Genomic DNA, 19425 nt, shown 5'->3' with positions numbered 1-19425 from the left:
GGGGCGTCACTGCGAGCGCCAGAACCGCACGGCGAGGTTCGTGAGCTCCTTGTCGAGGTCTTCCACCTTCGACTCGATCCGACCGAGGCGGGCGTCGATCCCGTCGATGCGGGCCGAGAGGGTGCCTTCGACGCGGTCGATGCGGGCGGAGAGGGTGCCTTCGACGCGACCGACCTCGGAGCGGATGACACGACTGAGCTGCGTCGTCAGGAGGGTCATCCCGCCGAGCATCACGGCGGCGAAGACGCCGAGCAGCGTCCAGATCTGCGGGTCGTTCACGGGCATGCCTCCAGTGTCTGCCAGGACATCCACGGTGTCACGGTATTCCGCAGGCGCCCGCGCGCGAAGACCCCATCGGTGCGGTGACCGTCGTCGGACGGCGTCGTGGAGGAGGGGTGAGCGCGCCGGTCAGCGGCCGGGCGCGGGCGTCGCGGCGACCGCAGGGATCGCGTCCGCACCCGTGCCGTCGGCACCGGGGCGCAGTCCGCTGGGCGGACCGCTCAGCGCGCGGAGGGCGTAGAGGATCGTGGCGAGGTCGACGAGCTCCTGCACGAGCGCCCCGGCGACCGCGGGGATCAGGCCCGTCATCGCCACGACCATGAGCCCGACGCTCAACCCGATGCCGATCCAGATCGCCGTGAGCGCGACGCGCAGGGTGTGCCGGCCGATGGCGACCGCGTCGACGACCTTCGCGAGCGAGTCGACGAGGATCACCACGTCGGCCGCGTCGCCCGCCGCGGTCGCCCCCTTGGCGCCCATCGCGATGCCGATGTCGGCTGCCGCGAGCACCGGGGCGTCGTTGACGCCGTCGCCGACCATCAGCACGGGCCGGGGTTCGAGCTCGGCCGCGAGCCGCACCTTCTCCGGCGGGAGCAGTTCGGCGTGGACCTCCTCGATGCCCAGCTGGTGCGCCACCGACTCGGCCGTCGACCGCACGTCGCCGGTGAGCATCGCGACCCGTTCCACCTCGTGCAGCCGCAGCCACGAGACGACCGCGGCGGCCTCCGGCCGCGCCGCATCGGCGAGCAGGAGCGCTCCGGCGAAGCGTCCGTCCACCGCGACGTAGGCGGCCGCCTCGCCCGTGCCCAGCTCGGCGCGCACGGTGTCGGGCGCCAGCGACGCGACGTAGGCGGGCTTGCCGACCACGACCGTGCGGCCCCGGATCGTCGCGGAGACGCCGTTGGTCGCGGTCTCGCTCGCCTCCGCGGCCGCCTCGAGGGGCAGCCCCCGCGCCTCGGCGGCGGTGCGGATGCCCGCGGCCAGCACGTGCGACGAGTACTGCTCGGCCGAGGCGGCGAGCTGCAGCACCTCGTCCGCGTCGAAGCCGGGCGCCGGTCGCACGTCGACCAGCTCCGGGCGGCCCTGCGTGAGCGTGCCGGTCTTGTCGAACGCGGCCGACCGGACGTGCGCGATCTGCTCGACCACGGCCCCGCTCTTCATGATCACGCCCGACTTCGCGGCCCGGGACAGGCCGCCGAGGAACGCCACGGGTGCCGCGATCAGCAGCGGGCACGGGGTGGCGAGCACGAGCACCTCCGCGAAGCGCGTCGCATCGCCCGACAGCGCCCACGCGGTGCCGGCCAGGACGAGCGCGACGGCCGTGAAGGGGATCGCGAACCGGTCGGCGAGACGGACGATGGGCGCGTGCGAGGACTCGGCCTGATGCACGAGGGCGACGATCTGCTGGTACTGGCTGTCGGCTCCGGTGCGCAGGGCGCGGAGGCGGATCGCCCGGCTGCCGTTGATCGCGCCGGACAGCACCTCCTCGCCCGCGTGCCGCGAGACCGGCAGGCTCTCACCGGTGAGCGAGGACTCGTCGAACTCGCCCTCGGCCGTCAGCAGCGTGCCGTCGACCGGCACGATCTCGGCCGGACGCACCAGCAGCACATCACCGACCGCGACCTCGTCGACCGGCACGTCGTGCGCCTCGTCCGACTGCGCGTCGCCGGGGTCGTGCAGCACGTGGGCGATGCGTGGCGACCGGTCGAGTAGGGCCGACAGGTCGCGGCGGGCGCGGCGGCCGGCGAAGTCCTCCAGCGCCTCCCCGCCCGACAGCATCAGCACGATGATGAGCGCCGCGATGTACTCGCCGACGGCGAGCGTCGCGACCATCGCCACGACCGCGAGGATGTCGAGGCCGACGTGGCCGCGGAGCACGTCGCGCACCATCCCGATCAGGGTCCACACCACGACCGCGGCGACGTACACCGTCGCGATCCAGCGCCCGACCTGCTGCTGATCGACCGCGTGCAGCACGCCCACCAGGGCGAACGCCAGCACGGTGAGGGTGATGACCGGATACCGCCACAGCAGGCCGAGCGAACGCATGCCCCCAGCATCCCGCGGAACGGCGGCGGAGGCCAAGGGCGGATCGTCCACTCTTTCACCCGCAGAACTTAAGCGATATAGTCGGCCGCGAGTCGCGCCGATGCGGCTCGCGCTCGACAACGATGCCGAAGGAGACGAACCCCCATGTATCCGTCCTCATCCAGAAGTCACCGCCATCGGCGCGCCTTCACGGCCGCCCTCTCCGCCGCTGCGGTGGCCCTCACCGCGGTCGCCGCGACGGGCCCGGCCGCTGCGGACGCCACCGTCGACGAGGCGAAGCTGGCGGTCTACGTCGAGGTCAACTCGAACGATTTAGCGAACGTCGCGGACTACACCCTGGCCGATTCGGGTCGCCCCGCCGTGGATCTCGCGATGATCTTCGCCGCGAACATCAACTACGACGGCCAGCAGGCGTACCTGCACCTGAACGAGCGGGTGACCGAGACCCTGCAGGATGCGGAGAACCAGATCCGGCCGCTGCAGGCGCAGGGCACGAAGGTGCTGCTGTCCGTGCTCGGCAACCACCAGGGGGCCGGGTTCGCGAACTTCACCTCGTTCGCCGCCGCCGACGCCTTCGCCGCGCAGCTCGCGGACGCGGTGACCACGTACGGCCTCGACGGCATCGACTTCGACGACGAGTGGACGGAGTACGGCGCCAACGGCACACCGCAGCCCAATACCCAGTCGTTCGGGTGGCTGGCGACCGCGCTGCGCGACCGGCTCGGCCCCGACAAGCTCATCACGCTCTACGCGATCGGCCCGTCGTACACCACCACCGACTTCACGCAGTTCGACGTCGACGGGGTGCTCGACCACGCCTGGAACCCGTACTACCCGACGTACGACGCCCCGACCGTGCCGGGCCTGGACGATCGCGCGCGGCTCGGCGCCGCGGCGATCGACCTGTCGAACACGAGCGCCGCCACCGCGGCAGACTTCGCGCAGCGCACGGTCGCCGACGGGTACGGCGTCTACGTCGCCTACAACCTCACGGCGACCGACCAGTCCGCCTACCTGTCCGGGATCACGCAGGCGCTGAAGGGAGAGGCCACGGTCTTCCAGGCGCCTCCGGCCGACACGACCGCGCCCACCGTGACGTTCAAGAGCGGCGCGCAGTTCACCAAGCAGAAGGACGACGGCTACAAGCGGGTGAGCTTCCGGCTGCACGACGAGGGGCTCATCGACCGGATCGTGCTGAACGGCGTGCCGACCGACCTGGAGAACGGGGAGTCCCGCGACCTCGACGTGCTGAAGCCCGGCGTGCTCGGTGCCGTCCTCGGGGCCAACACGCTGCAGGTGGTCGACGTCGCCGGCAACAGCACCGAGGTGACGTTCACACTGACGAAGTGACCGGCGCGAGGGCGAACAGCTCGAGCTGACGGATCGTGACCTCGGCGTCCGCGCACAGGCGGATCGCCGGGGTCACGGTCCGTGCGGCCAGGGTGAACGGGGTCGTGCGATCCGGCCGCAGCGCCTCGGCATGGGTCCCGGCCACCCGCTCCCACCCGCCGTCCGCCCGCTCGACCTCCCAGTGCCACCCGGACGCGGGCGTCGCGGTGACCGCGGTCACGCTCACGTCGGTGATGTCGCGCGCCGCGGGGAAGCGCCACCCCACCCACTCGCCCGGCCGCAGGCTCACGCCGTCGGTCCCCGCGGGGTCGCCGTCGTCGAACAGTCGCGCCGCGTGGTCGAGGCCCCGGGAGGCGATCGACTCGCCCGCCTCCGAGGTCAGGTCCGGGTGCCACGGCTCGACGGCGACGTCGGGCCCCGGGGCCTCCAGCGCCTCCGCGGGGTCGAGCGTGAAGGTCAGGTCGAGCACCGCATCGCCGGTCAGTCGTTCCACGGGCAGGTCGGCCGTGGGGAGGGGGTCGCCGTCGAGCAGCGCCGACCGGAGCACGTGGGCGCCCGGCTCGCTCCGCTGCACGCGGATCCGCAGCGTCGACCCGTCACCGCGATCGACGCGGACGTCGTCGAACAGCGGGGAGCCGATGCGCAGCCGCCCGGAGGCGAGCTCGAGCGGATACAGGCCCAGCGCCGCCCACAGCCACCAGGCGCTCATCTCGCCGTTGTCCTCGTCGCCGGGGAAGCCCTGCCCGATGTGCGCGCCGGCGAACAGACGCCCCGCGAGGTCGTGCACGATCGCAGCGCCCGCCCACGGGCGGTCGGTGAACGCATACAGGAAGGGGATGTGGTGGGCGGGCTGGTTCGAGATCGCGCACATGCCGGAGCGCAGCGCGCGGGCCTCCCGCTGCTCGTGGATGACCGCGCCGTAGGCGCCGCCGAAGCGTTCGTCGGCGGTCTCCGGCTCGGCGAACAGCGCGTCGAGGTGGCGGCCGAGCCCGGCCGGGCCGCCGTACAGCGCCGCGAGCGCGGGGCCGTCGTGCACCGCGCCGACCGACATCCCCCACGCGTTGGTCTCCACGTTGTCGCCACCCCACACCCGGGGGTCGAAGCCGGGCGCGAACGCCCCGTGCGCGTCGCGGCCGCGGAAGAACCCCGAGTCGGGATCGAACAGGGTGCGGTACGACCGGGCGCGGTTGGCGAGGTAGCGGGCGAACGCGCGGTAGCGGGCGGCGTCCGTGGCGGTGGCGGCGTCATCGGCGAGCTGCCGCGCGAACCGCCCGAGGGCCGCGTCGCTCACGGCGTTCTCGATGCTCCAGCTCATGCCCTCCGGCACGTCGGAGGAGATGTACCCGGTGAAGCGCCCGCGACCGATGCCCTTGCGGCCGCGACGGGCGTCCGGCCCCGGCTCGCACGCGTGGCGCCAGCCGCTCTCGAACGCGGCCTCCCGGTCGAACGCCACACCCCAGCGCGCGGCGTCGGCGAAGATCTGGTCGCTCGACGTGCCCACCATGCTGTCGACGTACCCCGGGGCGCTCCACCGCGCCATCCACTCGCCCCGCCGGAACTGGGCGAGCTGGCCGTCCAGCAGCTGCCCGGTCAGGGCGGGGTCGAGCAGCGCCAGCGCGGGCCACTCCGTGCGGTAGGTGTCCCAGTAGCCGTTGTTCACCACGAGCTCGCCCTCGGCCACGGGCGCACTGGTCTCGGTCTCCCCGAACGGCGCGCGCGGCGCGAACACGTCGGCGAAGCGGTGGTCGGGCGCGGTGGTGGTGCCCGCGTTCTCGCTCGCCGTGTTCGGGTACAGGTGCATGCGGTGCAGGGCCGCCGCGATCCGGGCGCGATGCTCCTCGTCGGCGAGACCGCGGTACGGCCGCTGCCGCGGGTCGAGCGGAGGGAGGGTCACGCGGCCGAGCAGGCGGTCCCACGCGGCGGCTGCGGCGGCGCGCAGCTCCTCGAAGGATCGGGACGGCGGAGCCTCCTGGGCGAGGCTGCGCCGGGCCTGCGCGATCGACAGGAACGACACCGCGATGCGGACCTCCAGGCTGCCGCGCCCGTCGAGGTGCCCGGCGACGCGCCCGCGCCCGTCGTCGTCGAGCCGGCCGCGCGCCTCGGTCGCGCCGACCGTCGCCCCGGCGAAGTAGCAGCGGGGCGCGTTGCCCCAGTCCTCCGCGCCCTCCGGGATCCAGCCCTCGAACTCGCCGTCGTCGGTCCAGGTCAGGCGCCCGTCGTCGGTGAGCTGATCGATCACGAAGCCGACGGTGGCCGTGGGGTCGTCGGCGGCCACCCGGAACGCCGCCGCGTGCGAGGTCGCGGTCATCGCCACGTGCAGTCCGTCGCCGAGGTCGGCGGCGTACTCGTGGGGGCGCGCCCGTTCGCTGCCCGGCACGATCCACCGTCGCCGTGCCGCGCGCTCCGAGCGGGCGCGGCCGAGGAACGGCATGAGCTGCAGCACCGAGCGATCACCGATCCACGGGCTCGGCTGGTGCGAGAACTGCAGGGCCTCCAGGCGGCGGCCCTGCGGATCGTCGTGCACGAACGGGCGGTACGGCCAGCGGGCGTCTGCGGCGTCGGTCGCCGGCGTGACGAACGTGAAGCCGTGCGGCACCGCCACCGCCGGGATCGTGTTGCCGCGCGAGAACCGCGGTCCGGAGTGCGTGCCGCGGCGGGTGTCGACGCGCTCGACCGGCGGCAGGTCGGGGTCCGCCGGTCGGCGTTCCTCCACACGGACCTGCACGAATCCGGTCGCGCGGGCGGGCAGACCCTCCGCGCCCGTGAGCGACGGCGCGCCCAGCACCAGCTCGACCGTGGCCCGCACCGCGCCTCCGGTCGACAGAGGGGCGAGCGCGACCGTATCGGCGTTCCACTGCTCCGGGAGGCTCCAGCGGGCGGCGAACTGCGCCTCGGGCGTGAGCGGCACGTCGTAGCGGTCGCGGACGGCGGTGTGGTCGCTCAGCCGGGTCCCGTCCGCCGTTCGCACGTCCACCGTCACCGCGAGCGCCGCGTGCGGAGCCAGGGTCGCGTCCGGCCCGTCGGCGTAGAACGCCCAGTGCAGCACGGTCTCGGGGGTGACGGTGAGGTCGGAGAGCCCCGGCACGTCCAGCCGCTGCGGCCCCAGGGCGGGATCGAAAGCGAACGCGAACACGTCGCCGGGCAGCACCCCGGCGTGCGGGCGCGACGACGGGGGATCGGCCGGACCGGCGGCCGGGGTCAGCGGCGCCGCGGTCACCCCTTCAGCGCACCCTCCTGCACGCCCTTGAAGAAGAACCGCTGCGTGAAGGAGAACATGATGATGATCGGCACGAGGGCGATCATGGTGCCCGCGGCGATCAGGCGCGGGTCGACCGAGAAGCTGCTGTTCAGGTACGCCATGCCGACCGTGAGCGTGTACTTCGCGGGGTCGGAGAGCACGATCAGCGGCCACAGGTAGTCGTCCCACGCGCCGATGAACGCGAAGATCGCGACGACCGACACCATGCCGCGGATGTTGGGCCACACGATGTGCCGGATGCGCTGCCACGTGGTCGCGCCGTCGACGGTCGCCGCGTCGAGCACGTCCTTCGGGATCATGCGGCACGCGGTGGCCACGAGCAGCACGTTCATGGCGCTGATCGCTCCGGGCAGGAACACGCCCCACAGCGTGTCCGCGAGCCCGAGGGCGCGGATGGTGAGGAAGTTGCTGGTCACGGTCACCTCGCCGGGGAACAGCAGGGTGGAGAGCAGGATGCCCATCACGATCCACTTGCCGCGGAACCGCATGCAGCCCAGCGCGTAGCCCGCGAAGGTCGCCAGGATCACGTTGCTCAGCACCGTGCCGAGCGAGACGAGCAGGGAGTGCCACGCGTACAGGTACACCGGCACGATGTCGGCGACGCGCGTGTAGTTCTGCAGGGTGGGGTCGCGCGGGATCAGCTCCGGCGGGAACGAGTAGATGTTCTCCTGCGGACCCTTGAACGACGTGGACAGCTGCCACACGAACGGCCCGATCACCAGGAAGAGCACCAGGAGCAGCAGCGCGTAGCGGCCGATCAGCCCGCCGAGGGTCGGCTTGCTGAAGTCGCCGGAGCCGCGGTGCCGGAAGATGCGCTCGCGCGCGGGGCGGACCGGGGCGTCGTCGGCGCGGTCGTCGGCGCGCGGTGGAGTGAGCGTGGTCATGCGGAGACCTTCGCCTTCTTCTCGCGGTTCATGAACGCGATCGCGGCCAGGGGCACGAGCGTCAGGAGGAACAGGGCCACGCTGATCGCGGAGGCGTAGCCGATGTTGCCGTTGAGTCCGGAGCCCACCTGGCGGATCAGCATCACGAGCGACATGTCGTAGCCGCCGGGGCCGCCGGTGCTCTTGGAGAGCACGTCGAGCTCGGCGAACACGCGCATGGCCGACACCGCGATCAGCACCGAGATGAGGAGCATGGCGCCGCGCACGGACGGGATCGTCACCGAGAGGAAGCGACGGAACGAGCCGGCACCGTCGAGCATCGCAGCTTCGTGCAGCTCCTTGCCCACGTTCCCCAGCGCCGCGAGGTACACGACCATGTAGTAGCCCAGGCCCTTCCAGACCGTGAGCAGGATGGCGCAGCCCAGCAGCAGCCAGCGGTCGACGAGGAACGCCATCGGCTTGTCGATCAGACCGAGGAACTCCAGGGTCTGGTTGATGATGCCGCGACTGTCGAACAGCCAGGTCCAGATGAGGGCGACCACCACGACCGAGGCGATCACGGGGAAGTAGAAGGTGGTGCGGAAGAACGAGATGCCCGGCAGCTTCTTCTGCACCAGCAGGGCGAGCAGCAGCGGCAGGATCGTGAGCAGCGGCACGCACACGACCACATAGATGAGGCACGTCGTCAGCGCGTTCCAGAACATCTCGTCGCCGAACATGCGCTCGTAGTTCGCGCCGCCCACGAACTCGGGGGTGCGCAGCGGGCGGGCGTTCGTGAAGCTGAGGACGACCGTGTTGAGGAACGGCCACAGCGCGAACACCAGCACCCAGATCACGGCGGGGGCGAGGAGCAGCCACGGGGTGAACCACCGGTGGGACCTCATCGTCGTCCTTCGCTGCCGGGTGCCGGTGCTCGCGCTCATGGTCACTGGTCCACGCGGTTCGCGTTGGCGTACTCGACGATCTTGTCGAGCTGGGCCTTCGGGTCGGCCTCGCCGTTGACCGCGAGCGCGATCTGCTGCGTCATGTAGGTCGCCATGTCCGACGTCCACTGGAACGGCAGGGCCTTGGCGTCCTTCATCGCGCCGAACACCGTGTCGATCGCGGCGAGCTGCTTCTCGTCGGTGACGGAGGAGGCGATGTTCTCCACGACCTGGTCGCCGCCCTCGGCCGTTCCGGGCGCGGTCCCGACCGCGAGCGACGAGAACGCCACCTGGTTCTCCTGGTTCGTCGCGAACTCGGCGAACGCGAGCGCGGCTTCCTTGTTGTCGGAGTCGGCGGAGACGTTCAGGCCCTGCACGTAGAGCGGCGCGATGCCGAGGCGCGGGGTGGCGACGGTGTTCGCCAGCAGCGACGGGGCGTCCTTCTGCAGATCGGTCGTGAAGCCGGTGCCGCCGGTCGTGAAGGCGACCTTCTCCTGGATGTAGGCCTCGGCGTTGCCGCCGTAGTCGCCGGTGAGGGCCTCGGCGGGCATGGCGCCCGCGGCGTACGCGTCGGCGTACTTCTGGATGATCGCGGCGGCCTCGTCGGTGTTGAAGTCGAACTCGCCCTTGTCGTCGATGACCTCCATGCCCGCGGCCGTGAAGGTGTCGAGCGCGGGGATCGAGGAGAGCAGCTGCACCTTGCCGCCCGACTCGGTGGCCACGTCGGTGGCGAGCGTGAGCAGCTCGTCGACCGTGGTCGGCAGGTTCTGCTCCGTGACGCCGTAGGGGGCGAGCTGGGCCAGGTTCCACCACGACGCATCGCTCGACAGGTACCACGGCAGACCGTAGGTGCCGTCGACGCCCGGGTACTGGCTGTAGGCCTCCCACGCGCCCGTGTTGTACGCCGACTTCAGGTCGGGGTCGGCCGTGTCGAGGTCGACCAGCTTGCCCGCGGCGACCAGCGGGTAGGCGATGTCGGGCGGCAGGTTGAGCACGTCGGGGAGGGTGTCGGCGTTGGCCTGGCTGAGGATCTTCTCCTGGTAGCCGTCGCCGGGCTGGTCGAGCCACTCGACCTTCACGTCGGGGTGCTCCTTCTCGAACGCGTCGATCAGGTCTTCGAAGTACGGCGTGAACTTCTCGTTCTTGAGCGACCAGGTCTGGAACTGGATCGTGCCGCTCAGGTCGCCGGAGGTGTCGATCGGCCCGGCGTCTCCGGCGCCGGCGCCACCGCCGGTGCAGCCGGCGAGCGCGAGGGCGCCGATCGTGAAGGTTGCCAGTGCAGCCATGCGTGCGGGAACTCTCATCGTGCTTCTTCCTCGAGGCGGGCGATTCGGCGCGGGTCCGACAGGACGGGACTACAGCGCTTTAGCTGATGAAACCATCCGAATCCACCGGTGTCAAGAGAGGGCGCGGGGAGCGCAGGCGGCGAGCGGAATCTCGTGCCGCGGTCTCGCTGCTCAAGCGTTATAGTGGTGCGATCCGCCCTCGTCGGGGGGCTCTGTCCGAAAGGTGCGAACACATGACGCAGCGTGGCGCTCTCGACGCTCCCCTGAGGTTCGGGGCGAACTACACGCCGTCGAAGGACTGGATGCACTCCTGGCTCGACTTCACGCCCGACGACGTGCGCCGCGACTTCGCCGCCCTCGCCGAACTGGGCCTCGACCATGTGCGCGTGTTCCCGCTGTGGACCGTGCTGCAGCCGAACCGCACCCTCATCCGCCCGAAGGCTCTCGACGACGTGCGGGCGATGGTCGACATCGCCGCCGAGTTCGAGCTCGACGCGAGCGTCGACGTGATCCAGGGCCACCTGTCGAGCTTCGACTTCGTGCCCGCCTGGCTGTACACCTGGCACGACCGCAACATGTTCACCGATCCGAGGGCGCTCGACGGGCAGGTCGCCCTGGTGCAGCGGCTCGCGGAGGCGCTGCGCGATGCCCCGAACTTCCTCGGCCTCACGCTCGGCAACGAGGTCAACCAGTTCTCGGCGCACACGCACCCCGCGCCGTGGCCGGTCACGGTCGACGAGGCCGGGGCGTGGATCGAGACCCTGCTCGCGGCCGCGGGGGAGGCCGCTCCCGGACTCCCTCACGTGCACAGCGAGTACGACGCGGTCTGGTACATGGACGAGCACGGGTTCACCCCGGCGCACGCCTCGCGCCTGGGCGCCATGACCACGATCCACTCGTGGATCTTCAACGGCACGGCGCAGCGCTACGGCGGTCGCTCCGTCGCCGCCGACCGGCACGCCGAGTATCTGATCGAGCTGTCGCGGGCGTTCGCGACCGACCCGCAGCGTCCGGTGTGGCTGCAGGAGGTGGGGGCGCCGTCGAACTGTCTGGAGGCCGACGAGATGCCCGGGTTCCTGGAGGCGACGCTGCGCTCCTCGGCGCGGACCGAGAACCTCTGGGGCGTCACGTGGTGGTGCTCCCACGACGTGAGCCGCGACCTGGGCGACTTCCCCGACCTGGAGTATTCGCTCGGCCTGGTCGACCAGTCCGGCGCGGCCAAGCCGATCGGCCGGCGGTTCGCGGAGCTGATCCCCGAGCTGCGCGCGCGCACGGCTGCCCCGGCGCGGCCGACCGGGATCGTGGTCGAGGTGGACGAGCGCGACGTGCCGGTGAGCCGGGCCGCGCTGAGCCCGGGAGGGGCGGTGTTCCAGGCGTGGGTCGATGCGTGCACAGCCGGACTCGACCCGGCCCTGGTCACCTCGGCCGACGCGGCAGACCCCGCGGCGCTGGAGGCTCGGGGCATCCGGGAGCTGATCCGCCCCGACCTCGCGGGCGACGCGGTCGGCCGCTACGGCTCGGTCAACACCGTCGTCGACGCCTGACACCATCCGTCGGCGCGCGTCAGGACGCGGGCGGCGCCGTGCTCTCGCGCGCCGTGAGGGTGGGGGTGGGACCGGCGACGCTGGGCAGGGTCGCGCCCGCCTCGATCTGCTGCAGCAGGAGGGTGGCCGCCTGCTCGCCGAGCTCGAACGTGTCGCGCGTCATGGCGGTGATGGACGGGTTGATGAGCCCGGCGATCACCGAGTCGTCGAAGGAGGCGAGGGACACGTCGCGCGGCACGGTGCGCCCCATCTCCTGGGCGACGCGGAGTCCGGCGACCGCCATCACGTCGTTGTCGTAGACGATCGCGGTCGGGCGCTGCTTGCCGGAGAGCAGAGTGCGCGTGACCGCCGAGGCGCGTGCGGGGGAGAAGTCGGTCGCGATGACCTCGCCCGCGATGCCGTCCGCCGCGAGGCGCTCCAGCACCTCGGCGCGCAGGCGCGTGTGCTCGAGCTCGGCGGGTCCGGCGACGTACGCGATGCGGGTGTGCCCGAGGGCCGCGAGGTAGGAGAACAGCGTCTCGGCCACCTCCTCGTCGCCGATCCAGACGCTCGGCACGTCGCCCTCCGCGGACGGCTCCGACCCGATCATCACGGCGCGGGCGTCCAGCGACGCGATGTTCGCCGCGCGCGGGTCGTCGTCGCGCGGATCGATGTAGATGATGCCGTCGACCTGATTCGACGACCGCCACTGGCGGTGCACCTCCATCTCCTCGTCGATGTCGGCGACCAGGCGCAGCTGCAGGCTGACCTTGCTCTCCGACAGCCGCGACTCGATGCCGGCGATCAGATCGGTGAAGAAGGCCTCGGAGCCCAGCGAGCGGGCGGGGCGGGCGAGTGCGAAGCCGACCGCGTTGGCACGGGCACCGACCAGGGCGCGTGCCGCGGAACTGGGCTGCCAGTGGTGCTCCTCGATGATCGCGAGGATGCGCTGCCTGGTCTCCTCGCTCACGCCGGGGCGACCGTTCAGGGCGAAGGAGACGGCACCGGGGGAGACGCCGGCCAGTCGCGCGATGTCCGCGATCGTGACGCGTTTCCCCGAGGCCATAGGCATCACCCTACTTGATCGGTTTAGCCTCGCGGGAGCGTCGTGGGTGTGCCGTAGACTCGAAACGCTAGATCGTTTTAGTAAATCGGATAGCATCAGAACGCCCCCTCACCGTCGAGCCCGGAGAACAGCCATGCATGACGACACCTCGCTCACCGTCGGCCGCGTCAAGCGCGTGCTGGAAGAGCGCATCCGTCCCGCGATCCACTCGGCCTCCGTGCCGCTGACCGTCGAGCTGCACGAACTGCCAGGGGAGCCGATCCCGCCGGCCGAGGGGCTGGCGCTCGACTTCGCGCCGGGCGCGGTCGGGTCGCTGTGGGGCCCGGCCTGGGGCACCACGTGGTTCAAGCTCACGGGGCGCGTGCCGGCCGACTGGAAGGGGCGCCGTGTCGAGGCGCTGATCGACCTCGGCTTCGACGTGAACATGACCGGCTTCCAGTGCGAGGCCCTCGCGTACCGCCCCGACGGCACCCCGATCAAGAGCATCAACCCGCGCAACCAGTGGGTGCCGATCGCCGAGAACGCCCACGGCGACGAGCCCGTCGAGCTGTACCTCGAGGGGGCGTCGAACCCGGTGCTGCTCGACTACCACCCCTTCCTTCCGACGCAGGAGGGCGACATCCTCACCTCGTCGAAGGAGCCGCTGTACCGCCTGCGCCGCATGGACCTCGCGGTGTTCGAGCCCGAGGTGTTCGACCTGTCCCTCGACATCGAGGTGCTGTTCGAGCTGCAGGCCGAGCTGCCGGCGACCTCGCCGCGGCGCATGCGCATCCTCCAGGCGCTCGACGACGCCCTCGACGTGCTCGACCTCCAGCGCCTCGTCGAGACGGCCGCCGACGCCCGCGCCCGACTCGCCGACGTGCTCGCGGCCCCGGCCGAGGCGAGCGCGCACCGCATCTCGGCGGTCGGCCACGCTCACATCGACTCCGCATGGCTGTGGCCCGTGCGCGAGACCATCCGCAAGGTCGCCCGCACCACCTCGTCCATGACCACGCTCATCGACGAGCAGCCCGAGTTCCAGTACGGCATGTCCAGCGCGCAGCAGTACGCCTGGATCAAGGAGCACCGCCCCGAGGTGTGGGAGCGGGTCAGAGCCGCGGTCGCCGCGGGGCGCTTCCTGCCCCTGGGCGGCATGTGGGTCGAGTCCGACACCGTCATGCCCACCGGCGAGTCGCTCGTGCGGCAGTTCTCGCACGGCCAGCGCTTCTTCGAGCGCGAGTTCGGCATCCGGTCGAAGGGCGTGTGGCTGCCCGACAGCTTCGGCTACTCGCCCGCGCTGCCGCAGCTCATGCGCCGCGCCGGGTTCGAGTGGTTCTTCACGCAGAAGATCTCGTGGAACCAGCAGAACGTCTTCCCGCACCACTCGTTCCTGTGGGAGGGCATCGACGGCTCCCAGGTGTTCACGCACTTCCCGTCGATGGACACCTACAACTCGCAGCTCAGCGGCATGGAGGTCGCCAAGGCCGCGCGGCAGTTCAAGGAGAACCGGGTCACGTCGCGGTCGATCGCCCCGGTCGGCTGGGGTGACGGCGGTGGCGGCACGACCCGGGAGATGACGGGCAAGGCCGCGCGCCTGCGCGATCTCGAGGGCAGCGCGCAGGTCGTCTGGGAGCACCCGGACGACTTCTTCGACGCCGCGAAGGCCGAGCTGCCGCACCCCGCCGTGTGGGTGGGCGAGCTGTACCTCGAGCTGCACCGCGGCACCCTCACCAGCCAGCACGCCACGAAGGCGCTGCACCGCTGGGCCGAGCACGCGCTGGTCGAGGCGGAGCTGTGGGCCGCGACCGACGCCGTGCGCACGGGGGCCGCGTACCCGCAGGCGGAGCTCGACCGGCTCTGGCAGGCCGTGCTGCTGCACGAGTTCCACGACATCCTCCCCGGCACCTCGATCGCCTGGGTGCACCGCGAGGCCGTCGCCGTGCTCTCCGACGTGCTGTCGGAGGCGCGCGACATCGCGCAGCGCGCACGCCGGTCGCTCGCGGGGGAGGGCGACCGTGAGCTGCGGTTCGAGCCGACCTCGGTCGCGGGCGGACGGGCGCTGGGCGCGGCATTCGTCGGGGAGCCGACCGCGAGCCCGGTGACGCTCACCGAAACGGACGGCGGCTGGCGCCTGGAGAACGCGCTCGTGTCGGTCGTGGTGTCGGCGGAGGGCCTCATCGTGTCGGCGGTCGACAGGGCGTCCGGCCGCGAGACGGTCGCGCCGGGCAGGGCCGCGAACCTGTTCCAGCTGCACCAGGACTTCCCCAACATGTGGGACGCGTGGGACATCGACCGCTACTACCGCAACAGTGTCGAGGACCTCACCGCGGTGTCGTCGATCGAGGCCTCGGTGGTGCACGGCGTCGCGACCATCGTGGTCGAGCGGCGGTTCTCGGAGTCGACGATCACGCAGACCATCCTCCTCGCTCCCGACTCGCGCACCGTGGTACTCCGCAACGAGGTCGACTGGCACGAGACCGAGAAGCTGCTCAAGCTCGCGTTCCCGCTCGACATCCAGGCGTCGCACACCGAGGCAGAGACTCAGTTCGGCTACCAGGCCCGCGTCACCCACACGAACACGAGCTGGGAGGCCGCGAAGTTCGAGACCTCGATGCACCGCTTCGTGCTGGTGCGCGAGCAGGACTTCGGCGCCGCGCTCGTCAACGACTCGATCTACGGCTACGACACCTCGCGCGAGGTCGGTGACGACGGGGTGACCACGACCGTGCGGCTCTCGCTGCTGCGCGCGCCGCGGTTCCCCGACCCCGACACCGACCACGGGCACCACGCCATCGAGGTCGGCTTCGTGATCGGTGCGGACGCCGCGATCGCCACGGCCGAGGGAATCCGGTTCAACGCGCTGCCCACCGTCGTGCGCGGTGCCCGCGAGGTCGAGCCCCTGGTGAGGGTGTCGGGCGAGGGCATCGTGGTGTCGGCGGTCAAGCTCGCCGACGACGGCTCGGGCGACGTGATCGTGCGCGTCTACGAAGCTCTCGGGCGTCGGACCACGGGCGAGCTGGCGGTCGGCTTCGAGCATCGCGAGGTGCGCGAGGTGAGCCTGATCGAGGACGACCTCGACGACGCGCGGACGGGTGGAGCGCTGCACCTGCGTCCGTTCGAGGTGCGCACCCTCCGCATCGCGCGCTGACCCCCGCGCGGGCCCGGGCGTTGTGCGCGGGCGGGGCGTGCGGGAGCATGACGGGATGGCGACGATCGACGACGTGCGGCGGATCGCGCTCGGGCTGCCCGGGGTCACCGAGGCCGTCAACGGTCACACGGGTCTGCCCGGGTGGCGCGTGACGCAGGGGCAGTTCGCGGGGCTGCGCGGCCCGACCGGCGCCGATCTGCGCCAGCTGGCCGAGCTCGGTCGGCAGTGGCCCGACGGCGAGGTGCTGTCGGTGCGCGTGGCGGATCAGGGCGAGAAGGAGGCGCTGCTGGCCGCGGAGCCGGAGGCGCTGTTCTCGATCCCGCACTTCGACGGCTACCCGGCGCTGCTCGTACGCCTGGACGTGGTGGACGCGGACCGGCTGGCGGAGCTCGTCACCGACGCCTGGCTCGCGCGTGTTCCGGCCTCCGTCGCGAAGGACTGGCTCGCCGCGCACGGCCTCGCGTGAGTCCTCCCCGCACCCGGCGGTGGACGTCGAGGGTGTCAGGCCGGAGGCAGCCGCAGCACGTCGGGCGACTCGCCGCCGGTGAGGTCGTCGGCGATGCGGATGCTCCGGGCGAGGTCGTCGAGCGCGGTGCCGAGCGTGCCGAAGCGCTCCCGGTCGGCGCACACCGCCGTCAGCGTGATCAGGTGCGTGCCGGTGTCCCACGTGTACGTCGTGAACGGGGGCGTCGCGGGCGAGGGCGGCATCGCGACCACCAGCTTCTCGCCGACCCCGAGCCGCGTCGGGAACGAGGTGGTGTCGTCGTACTCCATGGGCATCGATGCCCGGGCGATGCGCACATCGGGCGTCAGCACCTGGGCGGTCGCCATCGCCACCACCAGCTCGGGCTCGGCCTTCCACGTCCACACCAGCACGCGGCCGTCGGCCTTCTTCATGAGCATCGGGGCGGCCTGGCTCATGGCCCACGCGCCGAAGCGCGATCCAGGGCGCTCGGTCGCCCCCACCGCCGCGTTCACCTGTCCCAGCAGCATGCGGATCGCGGCCTTCCGGTGCCGGCGCCCCTTCCAACCGAGGGAGTCGGTGACGGGGATCCACAGCTGGGGGTCGGCGTCGGCAGTCAGTCGCATGCGCCAACGCTAACGGCTCCGGCTGGGCGGATGCCGGTATGCCTCGGCGGCCCGGCCAGGGCCCTCGGGTAGAGTTGCGTGCGCCCGACCAGGGCTTTCCCTTGGCCGCCCCATCGTAAGGCAGCATGTCTGTGACCCCCTCCGACGATCCGACCGAGGCGTCCCCCGACGCCGCCGAAGCCCCCCGCCCGCTGAAGATCCTGATCGGCTGCGACACCTTCGCGCCCGACATCAACGGTGCCGCCCGCTTCGCCGAGCGTCTCGCGGCCGGCCTCGTCCAGCGCGGACACGACGTGCACGTGGTCGCCCCCAACCAGGCGTACCGCCGCTCGGCACCGCACACCGAGGTGATCGAGGGCGAGCCGATGACGCTGCACCGGCTGCCGTCCGTGCGCTGGGCCCCGCACGACTGGCTGCGTTTCGTGTGGCCGTGGCGCTCCAAGCACTACGCGCGGAAGGTGCTCGACCGCGTGCAGCCCGACGTCGTGCACATCCAGTCGCACATCGTGATCGGACGCGGCCTCGCGCGCATCGCGAAGCAGCGCGGCATCCCGGTCATCGCGACCAACCACGTGATGGCCGAGAACATCCTCGATCACACGACCATGCCGAAGTTCATCGACGACCTGGTGCTGAAGTTCGCCTGGGCCGATGCGAAGCGCACGTTCGACCTCACCCGCGCCATCACGACCCCGACCCGCCGCGCCGCCGACTTCCTCGAGAAGACGGTCGAGGTACGCAACGTCATCCCGGTGAGCTGCGGCATCGACCGCTCGCAGTACACGCCGGTGATCGCGCCGCGCGAGGAGAACCGCCTAGTGTTCGTCGGGCGCCTCACGGCCGAGAAGCAGGTCGAGGTCATCCTCAAGGCGATGACGAAGCTCGACCCCGCGTTGAACACGACGTTCGACATCGTCGGCGGCGGAGATCAGCGCAAGCAGCTCGAGAGCCTCACCGCGCGGCTCGGTCTCGCCGACCGGGTCACGTTCCACGGCCGCACGACCGACGAGGAGCTGCGCGCCCTGCTGTCGCGCGCGAGCCTGTTCGTGATCGCGTCGATCGCCGAGCTGCAGTCGATCGCGACCATGGAGGCCATGGCGTCGGCGCTGCCGATCGTCGCCGCGGACGCGGTGGCCCTGCCGCACCTGGTGCACGACGGCGAGAACGGCCACCTGTTCGAGCCGGGCAACGTCGACGAGCTCGCCGCGCGACTGACCGATGTCCTCACCGCCTCGCCGGGCGAGTACGAGCGGATGCAGCACGCCTCGCTCGACGGCGTCGCGATCCACGACATCAACCGCACGCTCGACACCTTCGAGGCGCTGTACCGCGACGAGCCGCTGCCGGAGTAACCGCATGCACATCGTCTTCTTCGGCGATCAGCACCTGGACTCCCTCGGCGGCGCGCAGGTGTCGATGCGGCTGCAGCGGACCTTTCTGGAGCGGGCGGGGCATACCGTGACGGTGGTCGCGCCGCGCATGCACGCGCACCGCGTTCCCGAGGGCGACGTGCCGGCCGGTGCCTACGTCGACCTCCCGTCCGTCCCGATCACACTCGACCGCGAGTACGCGATGAGCTGGCCGGGCCGCGCCACCGACCGCGCCCTCGACCGCGCCATGACGCAGCGCCCTCCCGTCGACCTCGTGCACGTGCAGGCCGACTTCTGGGGGGCGTTCATCGGACACCGCTACGCCCAGCGGCACGGGCTCCCGGTGGTGCACACCATGCACAACCGCGTCGATGTGGGCCTCGCGGCGGTCACCCCGCTGCACCGTCCCGTGCTCGCGGTGCTCAACGCGTGGCGCCGCCGCGCGTTGCGGGGCATCGGGATCCGCGTGGGGGGCAGTGACGGCTGGTCGTACCTGCGCGGGCTCGCGGCCGGGGCCTCGGCAGTCACCGCGCCCTCCGGTCACTTCGCCCGGCGTCTGGAGCAGAACGGCGTGTTCCCGCACGTCGACGTGATCTGGAACGGCATCGACGACGACGTGCGGGCGAGCACCCTCGCCGCGGCGCCCGCCGAGCGCCGCCCGGGGCGCCCGCGCTTCGTGTGGCTCGGACGGATGAGCCCGGAGAAGCGCCTGCTGCCGTTCCTGGAGGCGTTCGTGGCCTCGGGCGTCGACGCCGACCTGGAGGTCATCGGGGGCGGCGCGCAGCGCGCGGCCGCGGAACGGATCGTCGCCGGTCGCGACGGCGTGACCTTCGCGGGGCGCCTCACCTACGCGCAGACGCTCGCGCGCATCGCCGACGCCGACGCGCTCGTCCAGACCTCCATCGGCTTCGAGACGCAGGGCATGACCCCGTTCGAGGCCGCGACGCTCGGCACGCCCTCGGTGGTGTGCGACCCCGACATCGCGGCCGAGCTCGAGGGCGGGCTGTGGGCCGTACCGGAGGCGGACCCCACCGCGTCGGAGCGCGAGCGCGAGGCGCAGCGGACCGCCGCCCTCGCGGAGACACTGCGTCGTGCCGCCGCCGACATCGCCGCGGGCGCCGCTCCGTCCCCCGTTCCGGCGGTCGCCGAGGCGTTCCGCCAGTCGTCGCGCACCGCCGCCATAGTCGCGGTGTACGAGCGCGTGCGGGACGGCCGGTGAG

At 71.8% G+C, this 19425-nt stretch carries 14 protein-coding genes; 6 read left to right on the top strand and 8 right to left on the bottom strand.

From position 1 onward, the window contains the following. Positions 1 to 6: 6 nt before the first annotated feature. A complete protein-coding gene (locus tag KZC56_RS03800; protein ID WP_136036303.1) occupies positions 7 to 285 on the bottom strand; it encodes a hypothetical protein in 279 nt (92 codons plus the stop codon). A 123-nt stretch (positions 286 to 408) separates the two neighbouring features. Next, positions 409 to 2328, bottom strand: coding sequence for a heavy metal translocating P-type ATPase (locus KZC56_RS03795; RefSeq protein WP_247637907.1), 1920 nt, complete (start codon positions 2326 to 2328; stop codon positions 409 to 411). 144 nt (positions 2329 to 2472) lie between these two features. On the opposite strand from KZC56_RS03795, the gene KZC56_RS03790 reads away from it, so the two are divergent. Continuing rightward, positions 2473 to 3678: an endo-beta-N-acetylglucosaminidase H gene (locus KZC56_RS03790; protein ID WP_247637906.1), complete on the top strand. Its 1206-nt coding sequence runs from the start codon at positions 2473 to 2475 to the stop codon at positions 3676 to 3678. Here the strand turns inward: KZC56_RS03790 and KZC56_RS03785 are convergent. Genes KZC56_RS03785 through KZC56_RS03770 form a run of 4 tightly spaced genes read right to left on the bottom strand, consistent with a single transcriptional unit; the run spans position 3662 to position 10030 of the window. Continuing rightward, positions 3662 to 6895, bottom strand: coding sequence for a GH92 family glycosyl hydrolase (locus KZC56_RS03785; RefSeq protein WP_247637905.1), 3234 nt, complete (start codon positions 6893 to 6895; stop codon positions 3662 to 3664). The two genes, KZC56_RS03790 and KZC56_RS03785, sit on opposite strands and share 17 nt — an antisense overlap. Next, on the bottom strand, positions 6892 to 7821 hold the full coding sequence (locus KZC56_RS03780) for a carbohydrate ABC transporter permease (protein WP_136036573.1): 930 nt from the start codon (positions 7819 to 7821) through the stop codon (positions 6892 to 6894). Before KZC56_RS03780 ends, KZC56_RS03785 begins: the two co-directional genes overlap by 4 nt. Further along, positions 7818 to 8705, bottom strand: coding sequence for a carbohydrate ABC transporter permease (locus tag KZC56_RS03775; RefSeq protein WP_136035139.1), 888 nt, complete (start codon positions 8703 to 8705; stop codon positions 7818 to 7820). The genes KZC56_RS03780 and KZC56_RS03775 overlap by 4 nt, the downstream gene beginning before the upstream one ends. A gap of 41 nt (positions 8706 to 8746) precedes the next feature. After that, complete coding sequence (locus tag KZC56_RS03770; protein ID WP_168387281.1) at positions 8747 to 10030, bottom strand: ABC transporter substrate-binding protein; 1284 nt, start codon at positions 10028 to 10030, stop codon at positions 8747 to 8749. A 233-nt stretch (positions 10031 to 10263) separates the two neighbouring features. On the opposite strand from KZC56_RS03770, the gene KZC56_RS03765 reads away from it, so the two are divergent. Next, on the top strand, positions 10264 to 11574 hold the full coding sequence (locus KZC56_RS03765) for a glycoside hydrolase 5 family protein (protein WP_247637904.1): 1311 nt from the start codon (positions 10264 to 10266) through the stop codon (positions 11572 to 11574). 19 nt (positions 11575 to 11593) lie between these two features. On the opposite strand, the gene KZC56_RS03760 is transcribed toward KZC56_RS03765, so the two are convergent. Further along, the gene (locus KZC56_RS03760) at positions 11594 to 12619 is read right to left on the bottom strand and encodes a LacI family DNA-binding transcriptional regulator (protein ID WP_136035143.1); all 1026 of its coding nucleotides are present in this window, start codon (positions 12617 to 12619) and stop codon (positions 11594 to 11596) included. A 133-nt stretch (positions 12620 to 12752) separates the two neighbouring features. Between KZC56_RS03760 and KZC56_RS03755 the strand changes: the two genes are divergently transcribed. Both KZC56_RS03755 and KZC56_RS03750 read left to right on the top strand, forming a co-directional pair. Next, a complete protein-coding gene (locus KZC56_RS03755; RefSeq protein WP_206252419.1) occupies positions 12753 to 15746 on the top strand; it encodes an alpha-mannosidase in 2994 nt (997 codons plus the stop codon). A 55-nt stretch (positions 15747 to 15801) separates the two neighbouring features. After that, a complete protein-coding gene (locus tag KZC56_RS03750; protein WP_247637903.1) occupies positions 15802 to 16212 on the top strand; it encodes an MmcQ/YjbR family DNA-binding protein in 411 nt (136 codons plus the stop codon). A gap of 35 nt (positions 16213 to 16247) precedes the next feature. Here the strand turns inward: KZC56_RS03750 and KZC56_RS03745 are convergent, their stop codons facing one another. After that, positions 16248 to 16835 (bottom strand): hypothetical protein, encoded by a 588-nt coding sequence (locus KZC56_RS03745; RefSeq protein WP_206252422.1) that lies wholly within the window; start codon positions 16833 to 16835, stop codon positions 16248 to 16250. 125 nt (positions 16836 to 16960) lie between these two features. Between KZC56_RS03745 and KZC56_RS03740 the strand changes: the two genes are divergently transcribed. Together KZC56_RS03740 and KZC56_RS03735 are read left to right on the top strand one after the other, a co-directional pair. Next, entirely contained in the window at positions 16961 to 18187 is a 1227-nt protein-coding gene (locus tag KZC56_RS03740) for a glycosyltransferase (RefSeq protein WP_247637902.1), read from the top strand. A 4-nt stretch (positions 18188 to 18191) separates the two neighbouring features. After that, on the top strand, positions 18192 to 19424 hold the full coding sequence (locus tag KZC56_RS03735; RefSeq protein WP_247637901.1) for a glycosyltransferase: 1233 nt from the start codon (positions 18192 to 18194) through the stop codon (positions 19422 to 19424). Position 19425 lies beyond the last annotated feature (1 nt).

The organism is Microbacterium sufflavum (assembly GCF_023091155.1).
Lineage (GTDB): Bacteria > Actinomycetota > Actinomycetes > Actinomycetales > Microbacteriaceae > Microbacterium > Microbacterium sufflavum.
This window is presented reverse-complemented; position numbering and strand designations above follow the sequence as displayed.